Here is a 24,511-nt window from a genome sequence, read left to right as displayed (position 1 = left end):
TTGCGGCTATCAGCCGGCCTGTCCGCACGGAGGCTTTTGTCGCCGTGCTTTACATCGGCGATTGCCCCGCTATGCGCCGGTCTGTCGTTTTTGTTGGAGTTTTGCTGTCATGCGTGCCGAAGGGCAGGCCCACATCGTGCGTATCGAAAAAGCCCTCGCGCTGGTACGCAAGTTTCTGGACTGGGACCGCGCGCTGCGCCGGTTCGACGAGCTGAACGCGCGCGTCGAAGACCCGACCTTGTGGGACAAACCCAAGGAAGCCGAAGCGGTGATGAAGGAGCGTCGCCGCCTGGAAGCCGCGATCGGCACCGTCAATCAGATCAGCGCCGAAATGGCCGACGCCGCCGAGTTCGTGGAACTGGGCGAGATGGAAGACGACGAGGACACGATCAACGAAGGCCTCGCCACCCTCAAGGCGCTGGCGGACCGCGCCGATGCGGACAAGATTCAGGCGCTGCTGGGCGGCGAAGCGGATGCCAACGACACTTACCTTGAAGTGCACGCCGGTGCCGGCGGTACCGAAAGCCAGGACTGGGCCGAAATCCTCCAGCGCATGTACACCCGCTGGGCGGAGCGCCGGGGCTACAAGGTGGAGATGGTTGATTACCATGCCGGCGAAGCAGCCGGCATCAAAAGCTGCACGCTGCTGATCAAGGGCGAGAACGCCTATGGCTATGCCAAGACTGAAAGCGGCGTCCACCGTCTGGTCCGCATCAGCCCGTATGACAGCGCGGCACGCCGGCACACCAGCTTTTCCTCGGTGTGGGTCTATCCCGTGATCGACGATACGTTCGAAATCGACATCAACCCGTCGGACCTGAAGATCGACACCTATCGCGCGTCGGGCGCCGGCGGTCAGCACGTCAACACTACCGATTCGGCGGTGCGCATCACCCACCAGCCGTCCGGCATCGTGGTCGCCAGCCAGATCGACCGGTCGCAGCACAAGAACCGCGAAATCGCGATGGGCATGCTCAAGGCGCGCATGTTCGAGGCGGAAATGCGCCGGCGCGAGGAAGCCGCCAGCGCCGAGCATGCCAGCAAGAGCGACATTGGCTGGGGTCACCAGATCCGCTCCTACGTGCTGCAGCCCTACCAGCAGGTGAAGGACTTACGCACGGGCGTGGTGTCCACATCGCCCGATGACGTGCTGGACGGCGATCTCGATCCCTTCATGGCGGCCGCGCTTTCGCAGCGCGTGACCGGCGAGAAGGTCGAGGTCGAAGACGCGGACTGACCGGAACGCCTGCGCTTCCCTTAAGAAGCTCGGGCGCCGGATGGGCGATGCCATCGATGCACGATCAAGGATTTTGCCATCGCGATGCGGAGCGGCTAAAGGGCCGCATGGTGCGTGGGATTGGTCCTCTTTGCGTTGCGCTGCTGCTGGCCGCGCCGCTGGCTGTTGCCGGCTGCCACAAGCGCACCGCCAACGATGGCCGGCCCGAAACCGCGCGTGCTTTTCCTACCGCCGACCGACCTGTTTCGCGCGCCGACGCGGCGAACTTCGCCTCGGAAACCCAGCGAGACAGCGTGAACGAGGCGAAGGTCGTCATGGACCTGGCCCGCATCGAGCCGGGCATGAGCGTGGCCGATATCGGCGCGGGCGAGGGGTACTACACCGTGCGCCTGGCGCAGCGCGTGGGTGCCAAGGGACGCGTGCTGGCCGAGGATATCGACGCCGCCGCCAACGAGCGACTGGGCGCGCGCGTGTTGCGCGAACAGCTGGATACCGTGTCGATCAAACTGGGCACGCAGGACGATCCCAAGCTGCCGCCCGCCAGCTTCGATCGCATTTTCATGGTCCACATGTACCACGAGGTGGCCGAGCCTTACGCGTTCCTGTGGCGCCTGCGCCCGGCCCTGCGGCAGGGCGGGCGGGTCATCGTGGTGGACGTTGACCATCCCACCGATGCGCACGGAATCCCGCCGCCGCTGCTGTTCTGCGAATTTGCTGCGGTGGGCTTTCGGTTGACGGAATTTGTTCGCAAGCCCGCATTACAAGGCTATTATGCGCAGTTCGAAGCTGTAGGGAACCGTCCGGCGCCAACGGACATCAAACCTTGCCGTATCGCAGGCGCCATGCCTGCACAGACGAAAGCATTGCAGGGCTGAACGACAGCGCCTTGGGGAAGACGAAAAGACAATGAGTTTCAAGGGTCTCAAGCCGATTGTGTACGGTGGCCGCGAAGTCTGGCCACTGGTCGAAGGTGGCAAAGGCGTGTCTGCGACCAATCACATGAGTTCGGGCGCGTGGGCGGCTGCAGGCGGTATCGGCACCGTCAGCGCGGTGAATGCCGATAGCTACGACCCTGAAGGCAAGATCGTGCCGCAGGTGTACAATGCGCTGACCCGCAAGGAACGCCACCAGGAACTGATCGACTACGCGATCGACGGCGCGGTGGAGCAAGTGCAGCGCGCGCATGAAATCGCGGGCGGTGAGGGCGCGATCAATATCAACGTGTTGTGGGAGATGGGCGGTGCGCAGCCGATCCTGGAAGGCGTGCTGGAAAAGACCCGTGGCATGGTGGCCGGCGTCACCTGCGGTGCGGGCATGCCCTACAAGCTGTCCGAGATCGCGGCGCGCTTCAACGTCAACTATCTGCCAATCGTCAGCTCGGGCCGGGCGTTTCGCGCGCTTTGGAAGCGGGCCTACCACAAGGTGCCCCAGCTGCTGGGTGCGGTGGTATATGAAGATCCGTGGCTGGCCGGCGGTCACAATGGCCTGTCCAACGCCGAAGATCCGTTGAAGCCCGAAGATCCGTTCCCGCGCGTCAAGGCTCTGCGCGATGTGATGCGCGCGGAAGGCATATCGGACGACGTGCCGATCATCATGGCCGGCGGCGTGTGGTTCCTGCGTGACTGGAATGCGTGGATCGACAATCCCGAACTGGGGGCGATCGCGTTCCAGTACGGCACGCGCCCCTTGCTGACGCAGGAAAGCCCAATTCCGCAGGCGTGGAAGGATGCGCTGCGCGAACTGGAGCCGGGCGATGTGCTGCTGCACCGTTTCTCGCCCACCGGGTTCTATTCATCTGCCGTGCGCAACCCGTTCCTGCGTAGCCTGGAAGCGCGCTCCGAACGGCAGATCCCTTATTCCAAGGTGGAAGCGGGCGAGCATACCGTGCGCCTCGACGTTGGCGTCAAAGGCAAAAACTTCTGGGTCACGCCCAAGGATCTGGAGCGCGCGCGCGGCTGGTTCGCGCAAGGCTTTACCGATGGGCTGCGCACGCCGGACGATACGATCGTGTTCGTCGATGCGGCGGAGCGCGACATGATCCGCAAGGATCAGGCCGATTGCATGGGATGCCTGTCGCACTGCGCATTCTCGTCATGGAAGGACCACGACGATTACACCACCGGGCGATTGGCCGATCCGCGCAGCTTCTGCATTCAGAAGACGCTGCAGGACATCGCCCACGGCGGCCCGATCGACGAAAATCTGATGTTCGCCGGCCACGCGGCCTACAAGTTCAAGCAGGACCCGTTCTATTCCAACGGCTACACGCCCACCGTCAAGGAACTGGTGGACCGCATCCTGACCGGCGACTGATCGTGCGGGCTGACCGCGCGCAAGGCTCGGTCAGTCCCGCGAACCGGGCGCGCCGTGGGTGGCGATGTCCAGTCCCAGACTTTCGGTTTCCTCCGACACGCGCATGGGAAACACGATCGAGGCCATCACCGCCAGAATGACGCTGGCCACCGCTGCCCACGCGGTGACGACGGTGATGCCCACGCCTTGCGCCACGACCTGAGCGATCGCGTTCATGCCCTGACCATAGCCGACCCCGCCCAGCCGCTCGGCCAGGAACGGCGCAAGCAGTGCTGCGCCGACTGCGCCGCCGATGCCGTGGACGGCCATGATGCCCAGCGCATCGTCCACAAAGGCCAGTTTGCCGCGCATCAGCCGCGTCGCGAAATAGCACGCGCCGCCGCCGATGGCCCCGATCACGATGGCCGCACCGGGCGATACGTAGCCCGCGCCTGCCGAAATGCTGGCAAGGCCCGCCACCGCGCCGGTGGCAACGCCGATGAGCGAGCATGTGCCCGCGGTCATCCGCTCCAGCAAACCCCACACCAGCGCGCCGGCAGCCGCCGCAACGTGCCCCGCGATGATTGCGGCTGCGGCATCGTCACTGGCGGCAAGTGCGCTGCCACCGATCATCGCCAGCCAGCCGATCCACAGCAACGCCCCGCCAGTCAGCGCAAGCAGCGGGGAGGGGGCCGCGTTATCGCCTTTCGTCTGCCCCTTGCGCCGGCCCAGCATCGCCGCCACCGCAAGGCTTGAGACGCCCGCCGTCAGGTTGACGACGATGCCGCCCGCCCAGTCCAGCGTGCCGACGCCCGTCGCCACCCAGCCGCCGCCCCAGATCCAGTGCGCGACAGGGGCGTAGACGACAAGGCTCCACATGCCCGCAAAGGCCATCACCCAGCCGAACCGGGCACGCTCCGCCCACGCCCCGGTCATCAGCGCAGGCGCTAGCACCGCGAAGGACAGCTGGAACAGCGCAAAGGCGCTTTCCGGCACGGCGGTGTCCCCGCGCACGTTGCCCAGCGTCATCAGCATCCACGCGTTGCCTTGGCCCAGCCAGCCGCCGCTCGCCTGCCCGAAGGCGAGCGTGTAGCCGACCGTCACCCAAAGCACCGAAACAAGCGCCATGATGCCCAGGCATTGCAGCATCACCGAGCCGGCGTTGCGCCGATGGATCCGCCCGGCGTGGAACAGCGCGATGCCCGGCACCGTCAGGAACGACAGCACCGCTGCCGCCAGCAGCCACGCCGTGTCGCCGCTATCGGCAACGTCGATCCGGCCATCCTGCGCAATGGCTATGGTGGGCAGCACGGTCAGCAAAGCCACCGGGGGCATCAGGTGCCGCTTGGTCATCATCAGGTATCCCCCTTGCGTATTCCGGCATGGCTTAGCTGCGAACCTGTTTACGCCGGGTTAGATCACGAAATTAATTCCTGACAAGGGCTTGGCGCGCTTTGGTATCCGTCGCGAAAATGCGCCGTCCACAAAAAGGGGCGGGCAAGACTATTGAATGCGCGCGGGCGCTGGCGGTAGGAAGGTCTGTGATGAACCTGCTGAAACCCCTGCTCGCGGTGCTGGTCGCCGCTGTCGCCGTTCCGGTGCTGGCCGCTGACGACGATAAAGTGCCGTATTGGGCCTCGATCAACAAGGAGATCGCCAATTCGCGCGTAGGGCCCGGCGATTCGTTTCGGATCGACTGGGAATATCGCCGCCACCACCTGCCGGTAAAAGTCCTGCGGCGCGAAGGCCCGTGGCGGCTGATCGAAGACCCGGACGGCACGCGGGGCTGGATGCGTGACCTGATGCTGTCACGCTCACGCTCGGCAATGGTCAGGAAAGGTAGCCTGATCGAAATGCACGCGGAAGGGTCCGCCGGCTCACCTGTGCTGTGGCGGGTGGAACCGGGCGTGGTGGGCCTGATCGACAAGTGCAAGGACGGCTGGTGCGCGTTCGATAGCGACGGGCACAAGGGCTTCGTGCGCGCCGACGAACTTTGGGGCACACAGGCGCCCTGAGCTGCATCTGAAGGTCAGGGCGCCTCGGGAGGGGGAGGACCGCCTGCGCCGCCGGGCCCACCTGGCCGACCCGCACCACCGCGCCGGCCATCATGACCCCGCGCGGCGCGCAGTTCCTGCACCGAGAGGTATCCGTCATGGTCGGTGTCCGCCGCCTCGAAGCGCTTGCCTTCGTAGGCCAGCAGCTCCGGCAGCGAGACGCCGGCATCGTAGTTGGTATTGGCCTGCCCGATGACGGTGCCGGTCAACGGGTCGATCAGGGACGCGATCATCGCATCCTCCCGATTGTTGCCGGGATCGGGCATGATGGCTTCGGGAACCGGGCCGTTGCGCTCTGCCGCAGCCGCCGAATCCTGCGCCGCCGCCGCGCCAAGCTGCATTTGCCAGGCCATGAACTCTGCGGGTGAAATCGCGCCGTCGCGATTGGTGTCGATCTGCGCGAAGCGGGCCTGGATGATCGTCAGCCGGCGTGATTCTAACAGCGCGTGCAATTCTGCCAGCGTAACGATGCCGTCGTGGTTGGTGTCGGCGGTGCGGAACATCTCGGTTACCAGCTTGTCGAACCGGTCGCGCTTGATCGGCTTGGGTGGCTGAAAGCCACGCTCACCGCCCATGCCACCGCCTTCGCCGCCATGATGACGGCCCCCGCCGCCACCCATGCCGCCGCCACCGCCCATGCCGCCGCCGCCCATTCCGCCCATGTCCTCGCCGCCCATGCCGCCCATGTCCTGGGCGAAGGCCGGAGCGGATACGGATGCCAGCAGCAGGCCTAGCAAGGCAGGGGTGAATGCGCGCATGGATCGGCCCAATCTTTTCAAGTTTCGTGTTGACCTGTACGCGTCCCGCCCGACGCATGAACCGGTCTAACCCGCTGCAGGCGGGCTGCCGACGGAAAATTTGTCGCTGATCGTCGCAGCGCAATCGCCAACGCCATTCGACAAGGCCGTCGCGCGGCGCTAAGGGCGCGCGCATCATGCACGAAAACGACCGCGATCTTCTGCCCGAGGGACTGGGCGACCGTTTGCCGCAACAGGCCTTCGCCTCGCAGACCGTGCGCCGCGCTGCGCACGACGTTCTGGCGAGCTACGGTTACGCCCGCGTCGAAACACCGGTGCTGGAATTCGAAAAGGCACTGGCGAGCCGCATGGCGGGCGTGGAAGTGCGCCGCATGTTCCGCTTCATCGATCCGGCATCGCTGCGCCTGCTGGCGCTGCGTTCGGACATCACCGCGCAAGTCGCGCGGATCGCGGCTACCGGGCTTTCCCAGGCGCCGCGCCCGCTGCGCTTGTCGTATTCGGGCCAGGTGGTGACGGTAAAAGGCGATGGGCTGGATCCCGCGCGTGAACGGTTGCAGCTGGGCGCCGAACTGATCGGCGCGGATTCGACGCAGGCCGCCGCCGAAATCGTCGAACTGGCGATTGAGACGCTGCACGCAGCCGGGGCCACCGGCGTGTCGATCGACTTCACGATGCCCGACCTGGTTGATACACTGAGCGCCGAGGCGCTGCCGTTGCCCGCCGCGCACATCGCCGCCGTGCGCCGGATGCTGGATGCCAAGGATGCGGGCGGTCTGGTGGATGCGGGCGGCGAAGCCTACTTGCCGCTGCTGTATGCCGTCGGGCCGTTCGACCATGCGATCGAGCAACTGGCCGCGTTTGATGCAAGCGGTGCGCTTGCCAGCCGCATCGCTGGCCTGCGCACGATCGCCGCGCGCGTTGCCGGCAAGGCCCGCCTGACGCTCGACCCATCGGAGCGGCACGGTTTCGAATATCAGACGTGGTTCGGCTTCACCATCTATGCGGACGGCGTGGCCGGCGCGATGGGCCGGGGCGGCACGTATGCGATCCTGGGCCAGTCCGGCCGGGAAACCGAACCTGCCACCGGCTTCTCGCTCTATCCTGATCCGTTGATCGACACGCTGCCCGGCACTGGCGGTGAGGAGCGGCGCCTGTTCCTTCCGCTGGGCCATGACCGGACGCTGGCTGCGCGCCAGCGGGCGGTAGGCTGGGTCACTGTCAGCGCGCTGAGCGAAAGCGACGATCCGCTGTCGCTGGGCTGCTCGCATCGGCTGGAGAACGGCCAGGCCGTTCCCATCCTCGTTTAATGCCGGGCATGGGGCGTGGCCGCACTTGACGGGCGCGCCGCGTTCCCTCTAGGGCCCGCACCGAAAAGCCGGGGCGCGCTTGCCCCACTGTCCATCCATTTCGCCGAGTCCTGTCGAAGGGCGTTATTGGATCCACCTCGGCAGGGTGGAGGAGTATACCCATGGCCAACGTAACCGTGATCGGCGCCCAGTGGGGCGATGAGGGCAAAGGCAAGATCGTCGACTGGCTGGCCAGCCGCGCCGATGCCGTGGTGCGCTTCCAGGGCGGCCACAATGCCGGCCACACGCTGGTGGTGGGCGATCAGGTCTACAAGCTCAGCCTGCTGCCTTCGGGCATCGTTACCGGCACGCTATCGATCATCGGTAATGGCGTGGTGCTCGATCCTTGGGCGCTCAAGGCCGAGGTGGAGAAGCTGACCGGACAGGGCGTGGAGATCAATCCGGACAATTTCGCGATCGCTGACAATTGCCCGCTGATCCTGCCGGTCCACCGCGAGCTGGACGGCCTGCGCGAAGCCGCCGCCGGTGCGGGCAAGATCGGCACCACCGGGCGCGGCATCGGCCCGGCTTACGAGGACAAAGTGGGCCGCCGCGCCATTCGCGTGTGCGATCTGGCGCACCTCGATGCGCTGGAGCCCCAGCTTGATCGCATGTGTGCGCACCACGATGCCTTGCGCGCCGGCTTCGGCCAGCCGCCGGTCGATCGCGCCGCGCTGATCGCGCAGTTGCGGGAAATCGCGCCCTACGTGCTGCAGTTCGCGCAGCCCGTCTGGCGCCGTCTCCACAAGGTTAAGAAGGCCGGCGCGCGCATCCTGTTCGAAGGCGCGCAAGGCGTCCTGCTCGACGTGGATCACGGCACGTACCCCTTCGTCACCAGCTCCAACACGGTATCGGGCACGGCAGCCAGCGGATCGGGCCTTGGTCCGTCCGCCACCGGCTTTGTGCTGGGGATCGTCAAAGCCTACACCACCCGCGTCGGTTCGGGTCCGTTCCCGACCGAACTGGAAGACGCCACCGGCCAGAAGCTGGGCGAGCGCGGTCATGAATTCGGCACCGTTACGGGTCGAAAGCGCCGTTGCGGCTGGTTCGATGCGGTGCTGACGCGCCAGTCCTGCGCCATTTCCGGGGTCACGGGAATCGCGCTCACCAAGCTTGACGTGCTGGACGGGTTCGAGAAGGTGAAGATCTGCACCGGGTATCGCCTGCATGGCAAAGTGCTGGATTACTATCCCAGCCATGCCGGCGATCAGGCGGCGGTGGAGCCGATCTACGAGGAGATGGACGGATGGCAGGGCACTACGGCAGGCGCCCGTTCGTGGGCCGATCTGCCGGCGCAAGCCATCAAGTATATCCAGCGCGTGCAGGAACTGATCGAAACTCCGGTGGCGCTGGTGTCCACCAGTCCGGAGCGTGAGGACACGATCCTCGTGCGAGATCCTTTCGCGGACTGACCTGGTATGCGGGGCGCCTTGAAATTCGCCCCGCTGCTGCTGCTGGCCGGCGTTGCCTCCGCCCACGCGCAGGCGCCCTTGCGGTTTCCCGCGATCGACCTGATCCGCGTTCACAAAGCGGCGCGGACCATGGATCTGTATGCGGGCGGCCGGATCGTGCACACGATCGCGCACGTGCAGCTGGGCGGCCAGCCGGTGGGCCCCAAGCGCTTCGAAGGGGACGGGCGCACGCCGGAAGGCGCATACACGATCGACTGGGGCAATCCCAAAAGCGCGTATCACCTCTCCCTCCACATCTCCTATCCGCGGGCTGCCGACAGCGCGTACGCCGCCTCTCGGGGCCGGTCGCCCGGCGGCATGATTATGATCCACGGTCAGCCCAATCTTTGGCCGGTTGCACGGGTACCGGGCGACTGGACCGATGGCTGCATCGCTGTCTCAAACGAGGAGATCGAGGCCTTGTGGGAAGCGGTGGGCGATGGCACGCCGATCGAAATCACGCCCTGAGCGGCGTGCGCCCGTTCAGCGCGCTTGCTGATTTGCGAACCCCGCGCCGAAAAATTGCATCTGCCGGTCTCTTGCCGATAAATAGTTAGAACGCTAACTAATGATCGAACATGACTGACCGCCGCAGCCTTGCCCATGAACTGGCCACGCAGATGGCGCCTGTTGCGCAGGCGTGGCGGCAGGCGGCTGACCGCGTGCTGGCATCGCTCGGGTTGTCGAGTTCGGAAAGCTGGGCGCTGGTCCACCTCGAACGGCTGGGGGAGGGGGTGCGCCAGGGCGACCTTGCCCGGGCGATCGGCATCGCCGAAGCCTCGCTGGTGCGCACCATCAAGCATCTGGAGCAGGCCGGCCTGGTGACCCGCAAGGCCGACGCGCAGGATCGGCGCGCCAATCGCCTGCATTTCACCCCCACCGGCGCCACTCTGGCACGGCAGGCCGAAGGACGGCTGATCGCGCTGCGTCTCGAAATGCTGGAAGGCTTGCCGGATGGTGATCTGGAAGCCGCGGTGCGGGTGCTGAGTCGGGTGTCCGAATGCGCCGGCGCCGGGCGGGGGCGGTCATGAACACGGCCACCCTGTCACGCTGGGGCGTTCCTGCCGCCGTCTTTTCAGTGAAGGCGCTGATCGCGGCGCTGGCAGCGGCGTATATTTCGTTCTCGATCGGGCTGGAGCGGCCATATTGGGCGTTCCTTACGTCCTATATCGTGGCCGCGCCGCTCGCCGGTGCGGTCGTTTCCAAAGCGGTGTTCCGCGTGATCGGCACTTTCGTAGGCGCCAGCGCCGCCGTGATCATGGTGCCGCCGCTCGACCATTCACCCGAACTGCTGACGCTGGCGATCGCCGGCTGGCTGGGGCTGTGCGTGTTCTTGTCGCTCCTGGACCGCACGCCTCGCGGCTATGCCTTCGTGCTGGCGGGCTATACTGCGGTGCTGATCGTGCTTCCCGCCGTCAACACGCCGGGCGAGATTTTTACCGATGCGTCGCTGCGGGTGCAGGAGATCACTATCGGCATCGTGTGCGGCAGCTTGGTGCATGGCGTCATCCTGCCCAATTCGGTGTCCACGTTCCTGCTGGGGCGGGTCGCCACCATTTTGCGCGACGCTGAGGCGTGGAGCCGCGATTCGCTGGCGCTCACCCCGGACCCCGCGCTGGAGGGGGAGAAGCGGCGGCTGGCGCAAGACATCACCGAGCTGCACCAGTTGTCGATCCACCTGCCTTTCGAGACCAGTCGCCCGGCTCCGCGCGTGCGCGCCGTGCGTGCGCTTCAGGATAGGCTATCACTGCTGATGCCGCTGGGGGCTGCAGTGGCCGACAGGGTTGTGACCTTGCACGCGCGCGGGGCACTGCAGGACAGCGCGGTGGCGTTGCTTACCGATACGCAGGACTGGTTGGCGGCGATAACTGCGCTGCGTGACGAGCGTGAGCGGGTGGCTGATACGCTCAAGGCGCGCTGTGCCGCGCTTGAACCAAAGGTGGACGATAGCGCGAGCTGGGATGATCTGCTGCACCTCAGCCTGTACGCGCGCCTGTCCAGCCTGATCGAAGCGCATCTCGATTGTCGCGATCTGGCCGACCAGCTGGCGAGCCCTGATCGCCGCCCGGTATCGCCGCGCATCCCGCCGCTACTGGAAGGGCGGCGCAACCGTGAATTGCATCGCGACTTGGCCGGCGCGTTGCGCGGAGCGGCGGGCGCCGCGATCACCATCATCGTCGGTTGTGCGCTATGGATCGGCAGCGGTTGGCAGGATGGCGCAACGGCAGTGATGCTGGCAGGCGTATTCCTCGCGCTGTTCTCCGCGTCCGACAATCCGCTGGTGCCGCTGCGGTTGTTTTTCTGGGGCACCGCGATCGCCACGGTGCTGGGCATGATCTACGCGTTTGCCATCCTGCCGCGCATGGACGGGTTCGCGCAACTGGCCGCAAGCCTGGCCCCGCTGCTGCTCGTCCTAGGCTCGATGATGCATAACCCGCGCTTCTCCGGGATCGCCCTGCCCGCGCTGCTGGGGCTGGGCAGTCCCTTCATCATTGCGCAAAGCTACAGCGGCAATTTCCAGACGTTCGTGAACGGCGCGCTGGCGCAGTTGCTGGGCGTGCTGTTCGCGATCGTGATGGCGCGGCTGTTGCAGACGGCGGGGCTTGAGCATTCGATCAACCGCACGCTGCGCGCGGGCTGGCGTGACATTGCCAGCCGGGCAAACCTGATGGCGCCGCCCGACGTGCGCGGCTGGATCAACCGCATGCTGGACCGTATCGCGCTGCTCGCCCCGCGCCTGGCGCTGGCTGGCAAGGCGGCGAGCGAGCCGGTTTACGATGTGCTGCGCGATCTGCGCACCGGGGTGGCGATCGGCGAATTGCGGCAGCTGCGCCTTTCGCTCGACCAGTCTCGCAGTGGGGAGCTGACGCAAGTGCTGGCAGACGTTGGCGAGCATTACCGCCGCTTGCAGCCGGACGCCCGCCCGCCGGCGGATGCCAGGTTGCTGGCCGATATCGACTCGGCGTTGCACACCTTCGCGCGGGACCCGGACCGGTCGGTCCGGCGCGATGCGGCGCTGGCGCTGGTATCCTTGCGCCGCAATCTGTTCCCTGATGCCGCCGCCATGGAGGGCGTGCCATGAACGGCGAGATTTCGATCATGGGCGTGTTCATGCCCACCATCCTGCTGCTGGCGGTGATCGCATCGCTGATTACCATGCTGCTCATCCGCCTGGCGGACTTCGCCGGGCTTTACCGCCTCGTCGCCTATCGTGCGCTTGTGGACGTATGCCTGTATGTCCTGGTGCTGGGCGCGCTTTCCCTTCTTGCTCCGCACATCGGTTTCAACACATGAAGAATTTGCTTCCCACCCTTGGCCGCAGCGCCGCCACTATTGTCATCGTGTTCGTCGCCGTCTTGGTGGCGGTGTGGATGTGGCACCATTACGAGCGCAGCCCGTGGACCCGCGATGGGCGCGTGCGGGCGGACGTGGTGCGCGTGACGCCTGACATAGGCGGTCTTGTCACCTCGGTTGCGGTGCATGACAACCAGACGGTGAAGGCCGGCGACTTGCTGTTCGTGCTGGACCGTCCGCGCTATTCGCAAGCGGTGGAGCAGGCCGAGGCCAGCGTTGCCAGTGCGCGCGCTACGCTGGGCCAGGCGCAGCGTGAGGCGCAGCGCGATCTGGCGCTGGGCGACCTTGTGGCCACCGAGACGCACGAGCAGAACGTGGCGCGCGTCGCCACCGCCCGCGCTTCGCTGGCCGAGGCACTCAGCGCGCTGGACGGGGCCAAGCTCAATCTCTCGCGCACGCAGGTCAAAGCCTCGGTCAACGGCACGGTCACCAACCTGGACCTTCATCCGGGCGACTACGTAGCCGCCGGCAGTCAGGCGATGGCGCTGGTGGATGACGATTCGCTGCGCGTGGAAGGTTATTTCGAGGAAACCAAGCTGCCGCTGATCCGGGTCGGCGCACCGGTGACGGTGCACCTGATGGGAGAGGCGCAGCCGCTCAAGGGCCGGGTGGAAAGCATTTCGGCGGGCATCAACGACGATACGCGCACCAACGCGGGGAACCTGCTGCCTAACGTGGAGGCGACGTTTTCGTGGGTGCGCTTGGCGCAGCGCATTCCGGTGCGCGTGAAGTTGACGCAAGTGCCGCGGGGCGTGCGCCTGATTTTGGGCCGCACCGCCACGGTGACGATCGAGCAGCGTGGCGCGGATGGCCAGCCAGCGCAGCCGGCCACCGCACGTCCCACGCCCACGCAGCAGGCGTCGCAGTGATGCGCCCCGCACGGCTTATGACCAGCGCCGCGCTCGCGCTCGCCTTGTCCGCATGCGCCACGGCGGGGCCGGACTATCACGCGCCGGAAGGCGGTGTTGCCAATGGCGAAGCAGCGCAAGGTGGGTTTCATTCTGCTACGGGTCCGGCGTTTTCGCAGGCTCCGTTGCCGGACAAGTGGTGGCGGCTGTATGACGATCCCCGGCTGGATGGGCTGGTGGAGCAAGCGCTGGCCGCCAACGCGGACCTGCGCGCCGCACAGGCGAACCTGGAGCGGGCCGAAGCCGTTCTGCGCGAAGCGGCGGCTGCCCGCACATTGTCCACCGCCGTTTCGGGTGGCGTGGACCTGACGCGGCAGGCACAGACGGGCCAGTCGCTGCCGGGCGTCGTGACGGACAACTTCGGGCTGGGGCTCAGCTATCCGCTGGACCTGCGCGGTCGTTTGCGGCGCGCGATCGAGGCCAGCGCTGCCGATGCGCAAGCCGTGGAAGCGGCGCGCGACGCGGTGCGGGTCAGCGTCGCGGCGGGCACCGCGCGCGCCTACGCGCAAGTATGCGCGGCGAACTATCAACTGGCGGTGACGCAGCGGGTGGTGCGCTTGCAACGCCAGACGCTGGACGCCACCCGGCGCTTGCAGCGCGGTGGGCGCGGCACCGCGTTCGACGTCAGCCGGGCCAACGCGCAAGTGGAGGCCAGCGCCGCTGCGCTCCCGGCCTTCGCCGCCGCGCGCCAGAACGCGCTGTATCTGCTTGCCACGCTGCTTGGCCGCGCGCCTGCGGATTACCCCCGTGACGTGGCCGACTGCGCGGTATTGCCGCGTCTTGCGGGCGGCATGCCGGTGGAAGACGGCGCGGCGCTGATCCGTCGCCGCGCGGACATTCGCCAGGCGGAACGCGCCATCGCCGCCGATACCGCGCGCATCGGCGTGGCGACGGCGGACCTGTATCCCGATGTCAGCATCGGCGGGTCGCTAGGTGTGTCAGGGCCGCTGGAAGATTTCGGGAAGGGCGAAAGCTTCGGCTTCAGCCTTGGCCCGTTGCTAAGCTGGACTTTCCCGAACCGGCCCGCCGTCCGCGCCCGCATCGATCAGGCAAATGCGCAAGTGCGCGCCGATCTGGCCAAGTTCGACGGCACCGTGATCGAGGCATTGCGTCAGGCTGAGTCCGCCATGGAAACCTATGCGCGCGATCGCGAAAGGGCGGCAGCGCTTGGCCGGGCCAGCGATGCCGCTGGCCTGTCTGCACAGCAGGCGGGCAAGCTGTTCCGCTTCGGCCGCAGCGATTTCCTCGATCTGTTGAGCGCGCAGGGCAGCCTTGCCTCGGCGCAAGTCAGCTATGCGTCGGCACAAGCGAACCTGGTGGACGACCAGATTGCGGTGTTCACGGCGCTTGGTGGCGGCTGGCAGCAGGCTTCCTCTTCGCCTTCGGCAGCGCCAACGCCAGTCGGCAACTGACCGTTCAGAAGTCTATCGCGATGCCTTTTTGCACCCAGTCGCCGTAGCGGGTGGGGGAAAGGCCGTCCGGGTCCTTGTCGTCATCCTTGGTGGCGGCAGGAGCAGGCGGGGGTTCGGTCGTCCAGTGGGCAGGGCGCTTGAACCCTTCGGGACGTTTGGTTGCGCGCGTTGTCATGGCCTTGATGTGGTGCCGCTGGCGGAAAATGGCAATCCGGTATAGGGGCGGCGCGATGGATATTCCCGGTCTGCCGGCGCGCCGCGCCGCTCTTCACCTTATAGATGCCGTGCTGCGCAGGGGCGAAACGCTTGACCAGGCGGCGGGCGGTGCGCTGGCCAAAGTGCGCGGCGATGCCGATCGCGCGCTCGCCCGCGCCATTGCGGCAGAGGCGCTGCGCTGGAAGCAGGACCTCGATGTCCTGATCGATTCGGCAACCCGCCTGCCATTAGCGGACGATGCCAAGGCGCGCGCAGTGCTGCAGATCATGCTGGCGCAAGTGCTGCGGCTGGAAACCCCGGCCCACGCCGTTATCGCCACCGGGCTACCGCTGCTGATGGGCGGCCCGCGCCGTCTGGCGCACGGGGTGTTTTCCACGCTGACCAAGAACGGCGCGGCGCTGCCACCCGTGCCGACCCTCCCGGATGCCGCCGCCGCGCGCTGGGGCGAGCGGGCCGATGCGATCGCTGCCGGGCTCGCCGTGCCGCCGCCGCTCGACCTGGCTTTGCGCGATCCGGCATCGACACAGGACTGGGCGCAGCGGCTGGGCGGGGTGTCGCTGATGCCGGGCCACGTGCGCCTGCCGCGCGGCATTGCGGTGGAAAACCTCGAAGGCTTTCGCGATGGGGCGTGGTGGGTGCAGGATCTGGCCGCCAGCCTGCCGGCGCGGTTGCTTGGGCAAGGCGAGGGGCGCCGCGTGCTGGACTTGTGCGCCGCGCCCGGTGGCAAAACCATGCAACTCGCGGCTGCCGGCTGGCAGGTCACCGCCCTGGACAATGCCAAGAGGCGGATGGAACGGCTGGATGCCAACCTCAAGAGGACCGGGCTGGAAGCACAAGCCGTGATCGCCGACGCGTTGGCGTGGGAGCCGGAAGACCGGTTCGACGCGATCCTGCTCGACGCACCCTGCACGGCCACCGGCACGGCTCGCCGTCATCCGGATGTGCTGCACCGCATCGGCCCGCGGCAGATCGCGCATATGGTGGAATTGCAGGCCGGATTGATCGAACGCGCTGCCGGCTGGCTCAAGCCGGGCGGCACGCTGGTTTACGCGGTCTGTTCGCTGGAGCCCAAAGAGCAGGCGAGCCCGCTGGGCCTGCGCCCTGTGCCGATCACCGCCGACGAACTGCCCCAGGGGCTGGCATCATCACCGGACGGGTATTTGCGCACCGATCCGGGTATGCTGGCCGATGCCGGCGGGCTGGACGGGTTTTTCGTCTCCCGCTGGGTCCGGGACTGACTTAGGCGGCCACCCGCCGGCGGCGCCAGAACACCAGCGCACCCAGCGCGATGGCCAGCATGCCCAGCATGCCCGGCTCGGGAACGGCGTTGCTGCCGCCCGACGAGGAGGTCGACCCGCCGCCGGACGACGTGCCCGGATCGGACGGCGCGGGATTGTAACCGCCAGTATACGTGCCGATGTGCATCTCGCCGTTCTGCGTCAGGCTGCCGAACACTGCTGATCCCTGGATGTAGTTGGCGGTCGTGGCCGCAGCCAGCGGCGCCAGCACCGATCCGCCCCACGCAGTGGTCAGCGACAGGTTTTTGGCGTCGGGGAAGTTCCAGATTACGTGCTGGCCCAGGTTCTGCGTGCCGCCCAGAAAGTTGTCGTTCAAGGTGACCGCGCTACCCGACACGTTGACGATCGCGGTGTCTGCGCCATTGAGGTTGAACTGGATCTCGCCGATCTTGTCGAGGTCCGCAGCGGTAATGTTGAACACCGCAACGCCGCTGGCATCAGGCTGCGCGTTGAACGTGCCGCGATTGCCGCTGATCGCCAGCTGGCTGTTGGCGGCCTGCGTGCTCATGGTGTGGCTGAGCCCCGTCATCGAGGTTTCGATGAGGCTCTTTTGCTGGGTCAAGTCCTGCGAAAAGCTGGCGTTGCTGGTAGCCAGACTGGACGTTACGGTATTGTTGTTGACGTTGGTGTTGCTGATCGAGCCGCCCACCAGCACCGTCTGCGCCGCGCCGTTGAGATTGAGCCCGCTGGTGACGTTCCCGCCCACGATCGCGCCCGAACCGTTGTTCAGGTTCTTCGCGCCGCCATTGACGTTGCCGACAACGGTTAGCCCCGGCGTGCCCGTGCTCGATGCGGGGATGGGCTGGATCTGGTAGTTCGACGAATTGCCGTTGAGGTCACCGCCCACGAACGTGCGGCCTTCCACTTCGGAAGACGAGGTGAGATCGCCTAGCACCACCAAGTTCCAGGTCCGCAGCACGTCGGTGCCGGCGATCAGGCTGGAGTCCGCCAGCACAGGCGTTGCCGCCAGCGCGATTGTCAGGGCAGTCAGGGAAAGCGAAGCGGTGCGCAAACGGGCCATGGCGGGTGTTCTCGACGACGAGCGGAATTGCTGCGCGATCCGGTACAATCCCTGGGTATTTTGACCAGCGCCGCTTCGTCGTTGTCCCTTGGCGAGACACCCGGCCAAGATTACCGGGACGTTTACCTTTCGTGAAGGTTTTGGTGCCGCCCGCATCGCGTTACCGATGGAGGCGGCACCGCGCGTTCAGGCCTTGACCTTGGCCTGGAAGCTCTTGCGCAGCTTCATCAGCTTGGGCGGGATGACGGCAAGGCAGTACGGATTGCGCTGGCCTTCACCGTCCCAGTATTCCTGATGATAGTCTTCGGCCGGATACCACGTGGCGGGACCCTCGATCGTGGTGACGGCGGTTTCGCCCGGATGGTCGGCATTCCAGCGGGCAATGGCGTCCTGTGCTTCCTCACGCTGCGCATCGTCGAGCGGGAAGATTGCGGAGCGATACTGCGTGCCCACATCATTGCCCTGCCGGTTGAGCTGGCTGGGATCGTGCGTGCCCATGAACACGTCCAGCAAATCCGCGTAGGACAACTGTTCGGGATCATACGTCACGCGGATCGCCTCGGCATGGCCGGTCGATCCCGCGCAGACCTGCTTGTACGTGGGGTTCTCCACCGAGCCGCCGATATAGCCGCTTTCCACGGTATCCACGCCCACAACGTCGCGAAAAACCGCCTCGGTGCACCAGAAGCACCCACCGGCCACGATTGCCGTTTCCATGTCAGATTTGTCCTCGATACGATGAATATGTCGCTAGATAGGTACACGCAGGCGGGTTGTCATTGGGGGCAGGCACGGTAGTGTCGGCATTCGTCGTCGTTTGCCGGAGACCCATGATGCGCCGCGCCCTCATTGCCCTGTCCTCGTTGCTTGGCTTCGGCACGCCGGCTGCCGCTGAAACGCCGCCGCCCCCCGCGCAAGCCTGCCGGGGATGCGAGGCGCTGCTGGAACTTGCCGCCGCCAGCCCCTTGCGCAAGGATGACCGCGCGCGCGACCAGTATCGCCATCCGGTTCAGTCGCTGGCGTTCTTCCGGGTAGGCCCGCAAATGAAAGTGGGCGAATATGCACCCGGCGGCGAATGGTATTCGCGTTTCCTGGGGCTGTATCTGGGCCAGCAGGGCCATCTGGTAGGCTTGTTCTTCAATCCTGACAGCAGCGCGTTCAAGCCGGAATCGCAGGCCAAGATCCGTGAGGCGGCGGCGGCCTATCCCGCCGATGTCGCGAAGTTTTCGGGGCTGCCGGCGGACCGGTTTGCCGCCTATACGCTGGATGCCGTGCCGGCTGCGGAGAAGGGCACTTTCGATGTTATCCTGATCCCGCGCATGATGCATAACCTGCTGAACTGGAACATCGCCGACAGCGAGATCAAGACGATGCGATCGCTGCTGAAGCCCGGCGGCCTCGTCGGCATCGAACAGCATCGCGCCAAGCCCGACGCGTCGTATGCCTATACCGATGGGTCCAAGGGCTATCTGCGCCAGGCTGATGTGATCCGCTTCATGGAATTGAACGGCTTCGATCTGGTCGCCAAGTCCGAGATCAACGCCAATTCCAAGGATCCTGCCAACTGGCCAGACGGCGTCTGGACGCTCCCGCCCACGTATGCGCTCAAGGATAAGGACCGCGCGAAGTATCAGGCGATCGGCGAGAGCGATCGCATGACGCTGCTGTTCCGCAAGCGTGACTGATGCGGCCTGGACTGGACTTGGGCCAAGGCAATCCATAACTGGGGCGGCATGACCCAGATCACCGTCGCCGCCCTGCAACTCGCCCTTGGATCGTCCGACGAGGGCGAGAACATCGCCGCCGTCTCCGCGCTGGTAGAGGAGGCGGCGGGCAAAGGCGCGCAGATAATCTTGCCGCCCGAACTGTTTTCCGGCCCCTATTTCTGCAAGGTGGAGGATGAGGCGCTGTTCGCGCTGGCACGCCCCACCAGCGAACACCCTTCCGTGCGCGCGATGCAGACGCTGGCGCGCACGCTGGGCGTTGCGATCCCGACCAGCTTTTTCGAGCGCGACGGGCACCATTATTACAATACCCTGGCGATGATCACGCCGGGAGGAGACATCGCCGGGACGTATCGCAAAAGCCATATTCCCGATGGTCCGGGATATGAGGAGAAGTACTATTTCCGCCCCGGCAACGACGGGTTCAAGGTGTGGGACCTGTTCGGCGCCCGCATCGGGGTGGGCATCTGCTGGGACCAGTGGTATCCCGAATGCGCGCGGGTTATGGCCCTGATGGGCGCCGAAGCGCTGCTCTATCCCACCGCCATCGGGTCCGAGCCTTACGACGCGCAGCTTGATACCAGCCGCATGTGGCGCCGCGCAATGGTGGGCCATGCGGTCTCCAACTGCATGCCCGTGATCGCGGCGAACCGCATCGGCCCCGAAACCGAATGCGGCAGCGCCCAGACGTTCTACGGCCACTCGTTCATCACCGATGAATGGGGCGATTACCTCCTCGAATTCGGTGCCGAAGAAACCGGCGTGCTTGTCCATACGCTGGATCTGGCGCGCGCCGCCCGGCACCGGGCCGGGATGGGCTTCTTTCGCGATCGTCGCCCGCAGCTGTATACCCGCATCGCGCAGGATATCTGAGCGGGAAGGGCAGGAGTCACAGGGCATGGCCAAGCATCGCTATCTGATCGCACTGGGGTCGAACCAGCGTCATGCGAGCCACGGATCCCCGCGCGCCGTGGTGGCCGCGGCGATCAAAGCGCTGGACCGCGGCACGTTTACGCTGATGACCGCATCGCGCGTGATCGACAGCGCACCGCTTGGCCCCTCGCTGCGGCGCTACGCCAATGCAGCAGCGCTGGTGCGCACCCGGCACGAGCCGCCTGCCGTGCTTCGCAAGCTGCACAAGATCGAACGCCGCTTCGGCCGCCGCCGCCGCGGCCAGCAGTGGGGTGCGCGCGTGCTTGACCTTGATATCGTGATGTGGAGCGGCGGCCTTCATGAGGGGACGAGCCGGGGGCAATCGCTTACCATCCCCCACCCCGAGTTTCGCGACCGCCCGTTCGTGACCGGCCCGGCGCGCCAGATTGCGGGGCTATGGCGAGACCCGCTCACCAACCTGACCATAAGACAGCTACACGCCCGCTTGACCAAGCCGCGCGCGGCTTCTAGGTGACCCCCACCCGGACGCCCCGCGCGCCACAGGGGGCCCTTAGCTCAGTCGGTAGAGCAACTGACTTTTAATCAGTAGGTCGCTGGTTCGAACCCAGCAGGGCTCACCATTTTTTACCTTTAAATACAACCCCTTAAAGGGGTGCCTTTTCTAGGCTGGTCGGCCTTCAGGTCGTCGGGCACTGAATAAGCACCGTATCTAGTAGATATGTGTGGGGCGCACGACCGGCTCTAAAGTGGCCGTTGCGGCAACTGAAAAGCGCATTTTGCTAACGCCATCTCGGGCTGCCCAGTAAATTTTGGTCTGTCATCAGCGTCAGAGGTGCCCGCGCCGCATCGGTCCCGGGCCTCAGTGGGCCGGATCAAAGCGACCGTTGCAAATCATCTTCTCTGTGGATCGAAGCGATAAATCGAGAAGGATAGCTACGTAAAACGCAAATGTTATTCTAGGGTCGCCCATAAGGGCGGCGTCGAGTAAAATCGCGCCAGGGGAAAAGCGGGAGGTTACAATGCGGTATGCAAACATCGTCCATCTGAGCGATCTGCACCTAAGGAGCGACGAACCGCATAAGTTCAATCAAGGTCTGATCCTTGATGCGTTAGTCGATGACCTCGCCCTAATGCGGGATACCCATCTTCGCCCAGATTGCCTGATTTTTTCAGGCGACATCGTGCAGTCGGCTGATGATGCGGTAACGCTGAAAGAGGCCGCGACGCTAATTTCCTATCTTGCAGAGGCCGCGGGCCTTGACGACTCTCGCGTTTTCCTTTGTGCAGGAAACCATGATGCAAGCAGGAAGGCCGTCGGCCCGCAACTTCCTGACATTAAAAAATTCCGACAGCGAGCTACTGAACTCGACGGCTTGAATAAACTTGCCACTGATCATACATTTATTGAACATGTATCGGGTGCATTTGCCGGGTACGCTTTTCTTTCTGAAAATTATGGGAAGAAATTTCGCACCGGTAACGACGCTCTCACTACGCAATATTACATAAGAGAAATTAACCTTGCTGTAATATGTGTAAATACCGCAGCTATGACTGCTTGCGGGCTAGTCGATGAACTGCAGGATGAAAAGGCAATCGCCTTCCCCGAGCTTTCATTGGCAAGAGCTTTAAAGCGCGTACCGAAAGGTGCCCAAATTGTAGTAGTCGGACATCACCCGATTTCATTTTTGGCGGACACAGCTTCTTCAGTTTTAAACCCTGTGTTGTTCGCGAGTGTAGATCTCTACATGTGCGGGCACCTTCACGCGGCCACTCCGCAGACGGTCTTCGGGGCAAACGGACAATGTACATTTGCCCAATCTGGATCTTTGTACGGGGCGAGGAAATGGTGGAACGGCTATAGCATTATATCAGCCGTGGTCGGAGAGCCCCACCACCGCCTAACCTATCGCAAATGGCATGAACCCCGGCGAAACTTTGGCGTTGCCAGCGATCTTGCCGATGACGGGGTAATTTATAGCACTCCGGAGAGCAAGATTTTCTGGTCTACCGTCACTCCAAAGCTTGACATGCGGAGCTTGGAAAAATGGCGCAAGCAAGTCCTAATTCCTTATCTGGCGGAAGAGTTTGGAGCTGACTTCACGCAGATGTGTAGTCTGGGAACATTTGTAGAGCCGGAATTTGAGAAGGACACATACATCGAGACCGAGAACGGTCTCGAGAAAACTAATCGCGTGGAGACCATAGAGCTCTCGGAGGTAATGCAGTCGAGCGAAAATCTTGTTATTGGTGCTCAAAGTGAGTCCGGGAAGACGACTTTGGCTAGGCATTGGGCTCACAAACTCGCAAATCAGAGTGTTAACTTCCCAGACTGGTCTATTCCTGTCGTTATCCGGTATTCCGACATCAAAAATTATGTCAAATCTATCGAGAGGATAGCCAAGCAAAGACTGCCTAACTTACCTGTTGGCATTGATGTTCAAAACCTACTCCAGCATGGCGCAGTCACATTCATTGTCGATGACATGGATCTCAAAGCGAGTGGCGAAAAATCAGCATTTGACGAATTTGTCGCTAAATACCCGGCTTGCAGGTACATACTATTAACAGGGACAGTGTTGCTGCAAGGAGCTGGCATCGCCCCCGTTATAGTGCCGGAAATTCCATTTGGGCATATTAGATTAAAACAACTCAAAGCCTCGCAACTCTTAACGCTCATTGAGAGTCACGGGACCAAAGATCCTGCTCAAGCTGATCGTCTACTTCAGCGAATGGTCCAGGAAGCCTCCAGCCTCAACGTCCCTATCACGCCTGTCACCGGCACCTTCTTTATCCAAATATATACTGAGGACTCATCTCAGCCCCTGATTAATCGTGCGAATCTGGTTGAGAGATATATTGAGATCTCGCTGGAAAAATTCGCACCCCAGGAGCTGCTTCCGAGCAGCTTTGACTTTCATAACAAGTCCGATTTGCTGAGCTTTATATCTGAACATATGTGCCGGCATGACTCTTTCGAGTTGGCTGAACAGCAGTTTGTTAATATAATCACTGAGTATATGGAGGAGTACGGGCTCCGTTTTTCTTCGATAGATTTGCTAGAGTATTTTGTTCGCGCGAAAATCTTGCAAAGAAGTGGTGGATTTATTTCATTCAGGCTTAATGCTTTTATGGAATATTTTGCAGCCCTTCGTATGGTTGGGCAACCTCTTTTCCGCGAATGGGTACTTGACGATAGTCGATATCTCTCATTCTGTAATGAGATCGCTTTTTATGCGGCTATCTCGCGTAAAGATCAGTCTTGGCTTGAGACTCTTTTTGAGCGTTTTCGTGAAACTTCTGCGGAGGCTTGGCAGGGAATGCCAAAGGAAGTGACGGATGGCTCGATGCTTGAGACATTTGTCCTGCCTGATAGCGCGGCCGGTGAATCGGATCTTCTCCAAGTGGAGCGGCGGATATTCGAGGCGCCCCTAACCGAAAATGAGAGACGGGAGTTATTGGATGGTACCGAGCCCATAATCACTCGCTCGCCTTCGGCAGTGCAACGGCAGCTCGCAACAGATCCGGGCGAAAAATGGCTAGCACAATTGACGCTTCTTAGCGCGATGCTTAAAAATATGGAACTCGTGCCATCAAAGCTGAAGAAGGCAATTCTGCGGGACGTCGTTCAAGGTTGGATTCAGTTTCTTGCGCTATCTATGGGAGGCGTTCCTACACTTGCCAAAGAAAAGCGGATGAAATTGGCGGGTATCGAATACATCGTTCTTTTCTCCGACCAGATGGATGTGGGTGAAGTTGCAAGGCGGATATTTATGTACATGCCTATCTCGACGGCTAAACTTGCGACTCATCATCTTGGAACTGAAAAGCTTCGCGTCCAACTTGAAGAGGGAATTGGTTCGGAGGCTGGCGAAATTTCTGCCGTGCAGCAGTTCATGCGTGCAGCAATTCTGGCTCAACTAGGGGTTGATGGGTTGAGTAAGATCGTCGCCCTTGCTGCTGATAAATTTGCCGACAAAGGTTTTTTAAGTAGCGTGTTTGTTCGGATGCTTTCCGAAGTCGTGGTGCGGTTCCGTCTTCCCGAAGCAGAACTACGTGACATCAGATTAACCGCGGCGGATGCGATTACGCGTTTAGAGGGCAAAACCGGACAACGCGCGGCAGTACGGCGGGGCCAAGTGATCGAATCTCTGACGTCCACCCGTCGAAAGGTAGGTTTGTTGGATAAGAAATCGGAGCGTTCCTTGGGGCCGAGAAGTGGCGGTTGATCCTGTCACTCGCAAAAGAATGGTAACTTTTGAATGGTCAAATACGGCCGCCGCATGACTGCAACTTAAATGCACATTTCGGACGAGCTATTGGAGGATACTCACCCGCCTTATTCTTGAAGATTGATGCTCTGGTAAGTTTTTCTCGGGGCCATTATGATCGATGTTCGCAGGCTGTGTTAAAGAGCACTGCCGGATTTACGTTTAGCGATTTAGGGTCCGGACTCATTAGAGCCACCATATGACGAAGGCGGCGATGGCGATGGTTGCCATGAAGGTCTTGATGTTGCGGTCAAACCTGGTGGCTACGCGGCGCC

Annotated in this window: 22 protein-coding genes and 1 tRNA gene; 18 read left to right on the top strand and 5 right to left on the bottom strand. The window is 63.5% G+C overall.

Annotation, left to right across the window (positions count from 1 at the left end):
- Positions 1 to 109 precede the first annotated feature (109 nt).
- From prfB to ASE49_RS06745, 3 genes are all read left to right on the top strand, one after another.
- On the top strand, positions 110 to 1,237 hold the full coding sequence (prfB, locus tag ASE49_RS06755; RefSeq protein WP_056769669.1) for a peptide chain release factor 2: 1,128 nt from the start codon (positions 110 to 112) through the stop codon (positions 1,235 to 1,237).
- 107 nt (positions 1,238 to 1,344) lie between these two features.
- Positions 1,345 to 2,112: a class I SAM-dependent methyltransferase gene (locus tag ASE49_RS06750; RefSeq protein ID WP_056769667.1), complete on the top strand. Its 768-nt coding sequence runs from the start codon at positions 1,345 to 1,347 to the stop codon at positions 2,110 to 2,112.
- A 31-nt stretch (positions 2,113 to 2,143) separates the two neighbouring features.
- Positions 2,144 to 3,550 carry an NAD(P)H-dependent flavin oxidoreductase gene (locus ASE49_RS06745; protein WP_056769664.1) on the top strand — a complete coding sequence of 469 codons (1,407 nt, stop codon included), beginning with the start codon at positions 2,144 to 2,146 and terminating at the stop codon, positions 3,548 to 3,550.
- A 30-nt stretch (positions 3,551 to 3,580) separates the two neighbouring features.
- Here ASE49_RS06745 and ASE49_RS06740 read toward each other — a convergent pair whose 3' ends face one another.
- A complete protein-coding gene (locus ASE49_RS06740) occupies positions 3,581 to 4,882 on the bottom strand; it encodes an ammonium transporter (protein WP_056770893.1) in 1,302 nt (433 codons plus the stop codon).
- A gap of 191 nt (positions 4,883 to 5,073) precedes the next feature.
- On the opposite strand from ASE49_RS06740, the gene ASE49_RS06735 reads away from it, so the two are divergent.
- Positions 5,074 to 5,544: an SH3 domain-containing protein gene (locus ASE49_RS06735; RefSeq protein ID WP_056769662.1), complete on the top strand. Its 471-nt coding sequence runs from the start codon at positions 5,074 to 5,076 to the stop codon at positions 5,542 to 5,544.
- Positions 5,545 to 5,558: 14 nt separating this feature from the next.
- On the opposite strand, the gene ASE49_RS06730 is transcribed toward ASE49_RS06735, so the two are convergent.
- Entirely contained in the window at positions 5,559 to 6,341 is a 783-nt protein-coding gene (locus ASE49_RS06730; RefSeq protein WP_056769659.1) for an EF-hand domain-containing protein, read from the bottom strand.
- Between the two features lie 176 nt (positions 6,342 to 6,517).
- Between ASE49_RS06730 and ASE49_RS06725 the strand changes: the two genes are divergently transcribed.
- From ASE49_RS06725 to ASE49_RS06690, 8 genes are all read left to right on the top strand, one after another.
- Positions 6,518 to 7,648, top strand: coding sequence for an ATP phosphoribosyltransferase regulatory subunit (locus ASE49_RS06725; protein ID WP_056769656.1), 1,131 nt, complete (start codon positions 6,518 to 6,520; stop codon positions 7,646 to 7,648).
- Positions 7,649 to 7,809: 161 nt separating this feature from the next.
- Complete coding sequence (locus ASE49_RS06720) at positions 7,810 to 9,099, top strand: adenylosuccinate synthase (protein ID WP_056769653.1); 1,290 nt, start codon at positions 7,810 to 7,812, stop codon at positions 9,097 to 9,099.
- Between the two features lie 6 nt (positions 9,100 to 9,105).
- Complete coding sequence (locus tag ASE49_RS06715) at positions 9,106 to 9,606, top strand: L,D-transpeptidase family protein (protein WP_056769651.1); 501 nt, start codon at positions 9,106 to 9,108, stop codon at positions 9,604 to 9,606.
- A gap of 110 nt (positions 9,607 to 9,716) precedes the next feature.
- On the top strand, positions 9,717 to 10,169 hold the full coding sequence (locus tag ASE49_RS06710) for a MarR family winged helix-turn-helix transcriptional regulator (protein WP_056769643.1): 453 nt from the start codon (positions 9,717 to 9,719) through the stop codon (positions 10,167 to 10,169).
- A complete protein-coding gene (locus ASE49_RS06705) occupies positions 10,166 to 12,220 on the top strand; it encodes an FUSC family protein (protein WP_056770891.1) in 2,055 nt (684 codons plus the stop codon). The genes ASE49_RS06710 and ASE49_RS06705 overlap by 4 nt, the downstream gene beginning before the upstream one ends.
- The gene (locus ASE49_RS06700; protein WP_056769641.1) at positions 12,217 to 12,432 is read left to right on the top strand and encodes a DUF1656 domain-containing protein; all 216 of its coding nucleotides are present in this window, start codon (positions 12,217 to 12,219) and stop codon (positions 12,430 to 12,432) included. Before ASE49_RS06705 ends, ASE49_RS06700 begins: the two co-directional genes overlap by 4 nt.
- On the top strand, positions 12,429 to 13,361 hold the full coding sequence (locus tag ASE49_RS06695; protein WP_056769638.1) for an efflux RND transporter periplasmic adaptor subunit: 933 nt from the start codon (positions 12,429 to 12,431) through the stop codon (positions 13,359 to 13,361). The genes ASE49_RS06700 and ASE49_RS06695 overlap by 4 nt, the downstream gene beginning before the upstream one ends.
- Complete coding sequence (locus ASE49_RS06690; RefSeq protein ID WP_056769636.1) at positions 13,361 to 14,812, top strand: efflux transporter outer membrane subunit; 1,452 nt, start codon at positions 13,361 to 13,363, stop codon at positions 14,810 to 14,812. The genes ASE49_RS06695 and ASE49_RS06690 overlap by 1 nt, the downstream gene beginning before the upstream one ends.
- Positions 14,813 to 14,816: 4 nt before the next feature.
- Here the strand turns inward: ASE49_RS06690 and ASE49_RS17685 are convergent, their stop codons facing one another.
- A complete protein-coding gene (locus ASE49_RS17685; protein WP_082456346.1) occupies positions 14,817 to 14,987 on the bottom strand; it encodes a DUF1674 domain-containing protein in 171 nt (56 codons plus the stop codon).
- A 55-nt stretch (positions 14,988 to 15,042) separates the two neighbouring features.
- On the opposite strand from ASE49_RS17685, the gene ASE49_RS06685 reads away from it, so the two are divergent.
- Positions 15,043 to 16,266 carry an RsmB/NOP family class I SAM-dependent RNA methyltransferase gene (locus ASE49_RS06685; RefSeq protein ID WP_056769633.1) on the top strand — a complete coding sequence of 408 codons (1,224 nt, stop codon included), beginning with the start codon at positions 15,043 to 15,045 and terminating at the stop codon, positions 16,264 to 16,266.
- A 1-nt stretch (position 16,267) separates the two neighbouring features.
- Here ASE49_RS06685 and ASE49_RS06680 read toward each other — a convergent pair whose 3' ends face one another.
- Together ASE49_RS06680 and msrA are read right to left on the bottom strand one after the other, a co-directional pair.
- A complete protein-coding gene (locus ASE49_RS06680; RefSeq protein WP_056769630.1) occupies positions 16,268 to 17,347 on the bottom strand; it encodes a choice-of-anchor A family protein in 1,080 nt (359 codons plus the stop codon).
- Between the two features lie 186 nt (positions 17,348 to 17,533).
- Complete coding sequence (msrA, locus tag ASE49_RS06675) at positions 17,534 to 18,064, bottom strand: peptide-methionine (S)-S-oxide reductase MsrA (RefSeq protein WP_056769628.1); 531 nt, start codon at positions 18,062 to 18,064, stop codon at positions 17,534 to 17,536.
- A gap of 116 nt (positions 18,065 to 18,180) precedes the next feature.
- On the opposite strand from msrA, the gene ASE49_RS06670 reads away from it, so the two are divergent.
- From ASE49_RS06670 to ASE49_RS06650, 5 genes are all read left to right on the top strand, one after another.
- Positions 18,181 to 19,032 (top strand): class I SAM-dependent methyltransferase, encoded by an 852-nt coding sequence (locus tag ASE49_RS06670; protein ID WP_056770888.1) that lies wholly within the window; start codon positions 18,181 to 18,183, stop codon positions 19,030 to 19,032.
- A 48-nt stretch (positions 19,033 to 19,080) separates the two neighbouring features.
- Complete coding sequence (aguB, locus tag ASE49_RS06665; RefSeq protein ID WP_056769626.1) at positions 19,081 to 19,944, top strand: N-carbamoylputrescine amidase; 864 nt, start codon at positions 19,081 to 19,083, stop codon at positions 19,942 to 19,944.
- 25 nt (positions 19,945 to 19,969) lie between these two features.
- Positions 19,970 to 20,479 (top strand): 2-amino-4-hydroxy-6-hydroxymethyldihydropteridine diphosphokinase, encoded by a 510-nt coding sequence (folK, locus tag ASE49_RS06660; protein WP_056769624.1) that lies wholly within the window; start codon positions 19,970 to 19,972, stop codon positions 20,477 to 20,479.
- 30 nt (positions 20,480 to 20,509) lie between these two features.
- A tRNA-Lys gene (locus ASE49_RS06655) sits at positions 20,510 to 20,585 on the top strand.
- Between the two features lie 399 nt (positions 20,586 to 20,984).
- A complete protein-coding gene (locus ASE49_RS06650; protein ID WP_082456345.1) occupies positions 20,985 to 24,194 on the top strand; it encodes a metallophosphoesterase in 3,210 nt (1,069 codons plus the stop codon).
- The last annotated feature ends 317 nt before the right edge of the window (positions 24,195 to 24,511 follow it).

The organism is Novosphingobium sp. Leaf2, assembly GCF_001421325.1.
Taxonomy (GTDB): domain Bacteria; phylum Pseudomonadota; class Alphaproteobacteria; order Sphingomonadales; family Sphingomonadaceae; genus Novosphingobium.
This window is presented reverse-complemented; position numbering and strand designations above follow the sequence as displayed.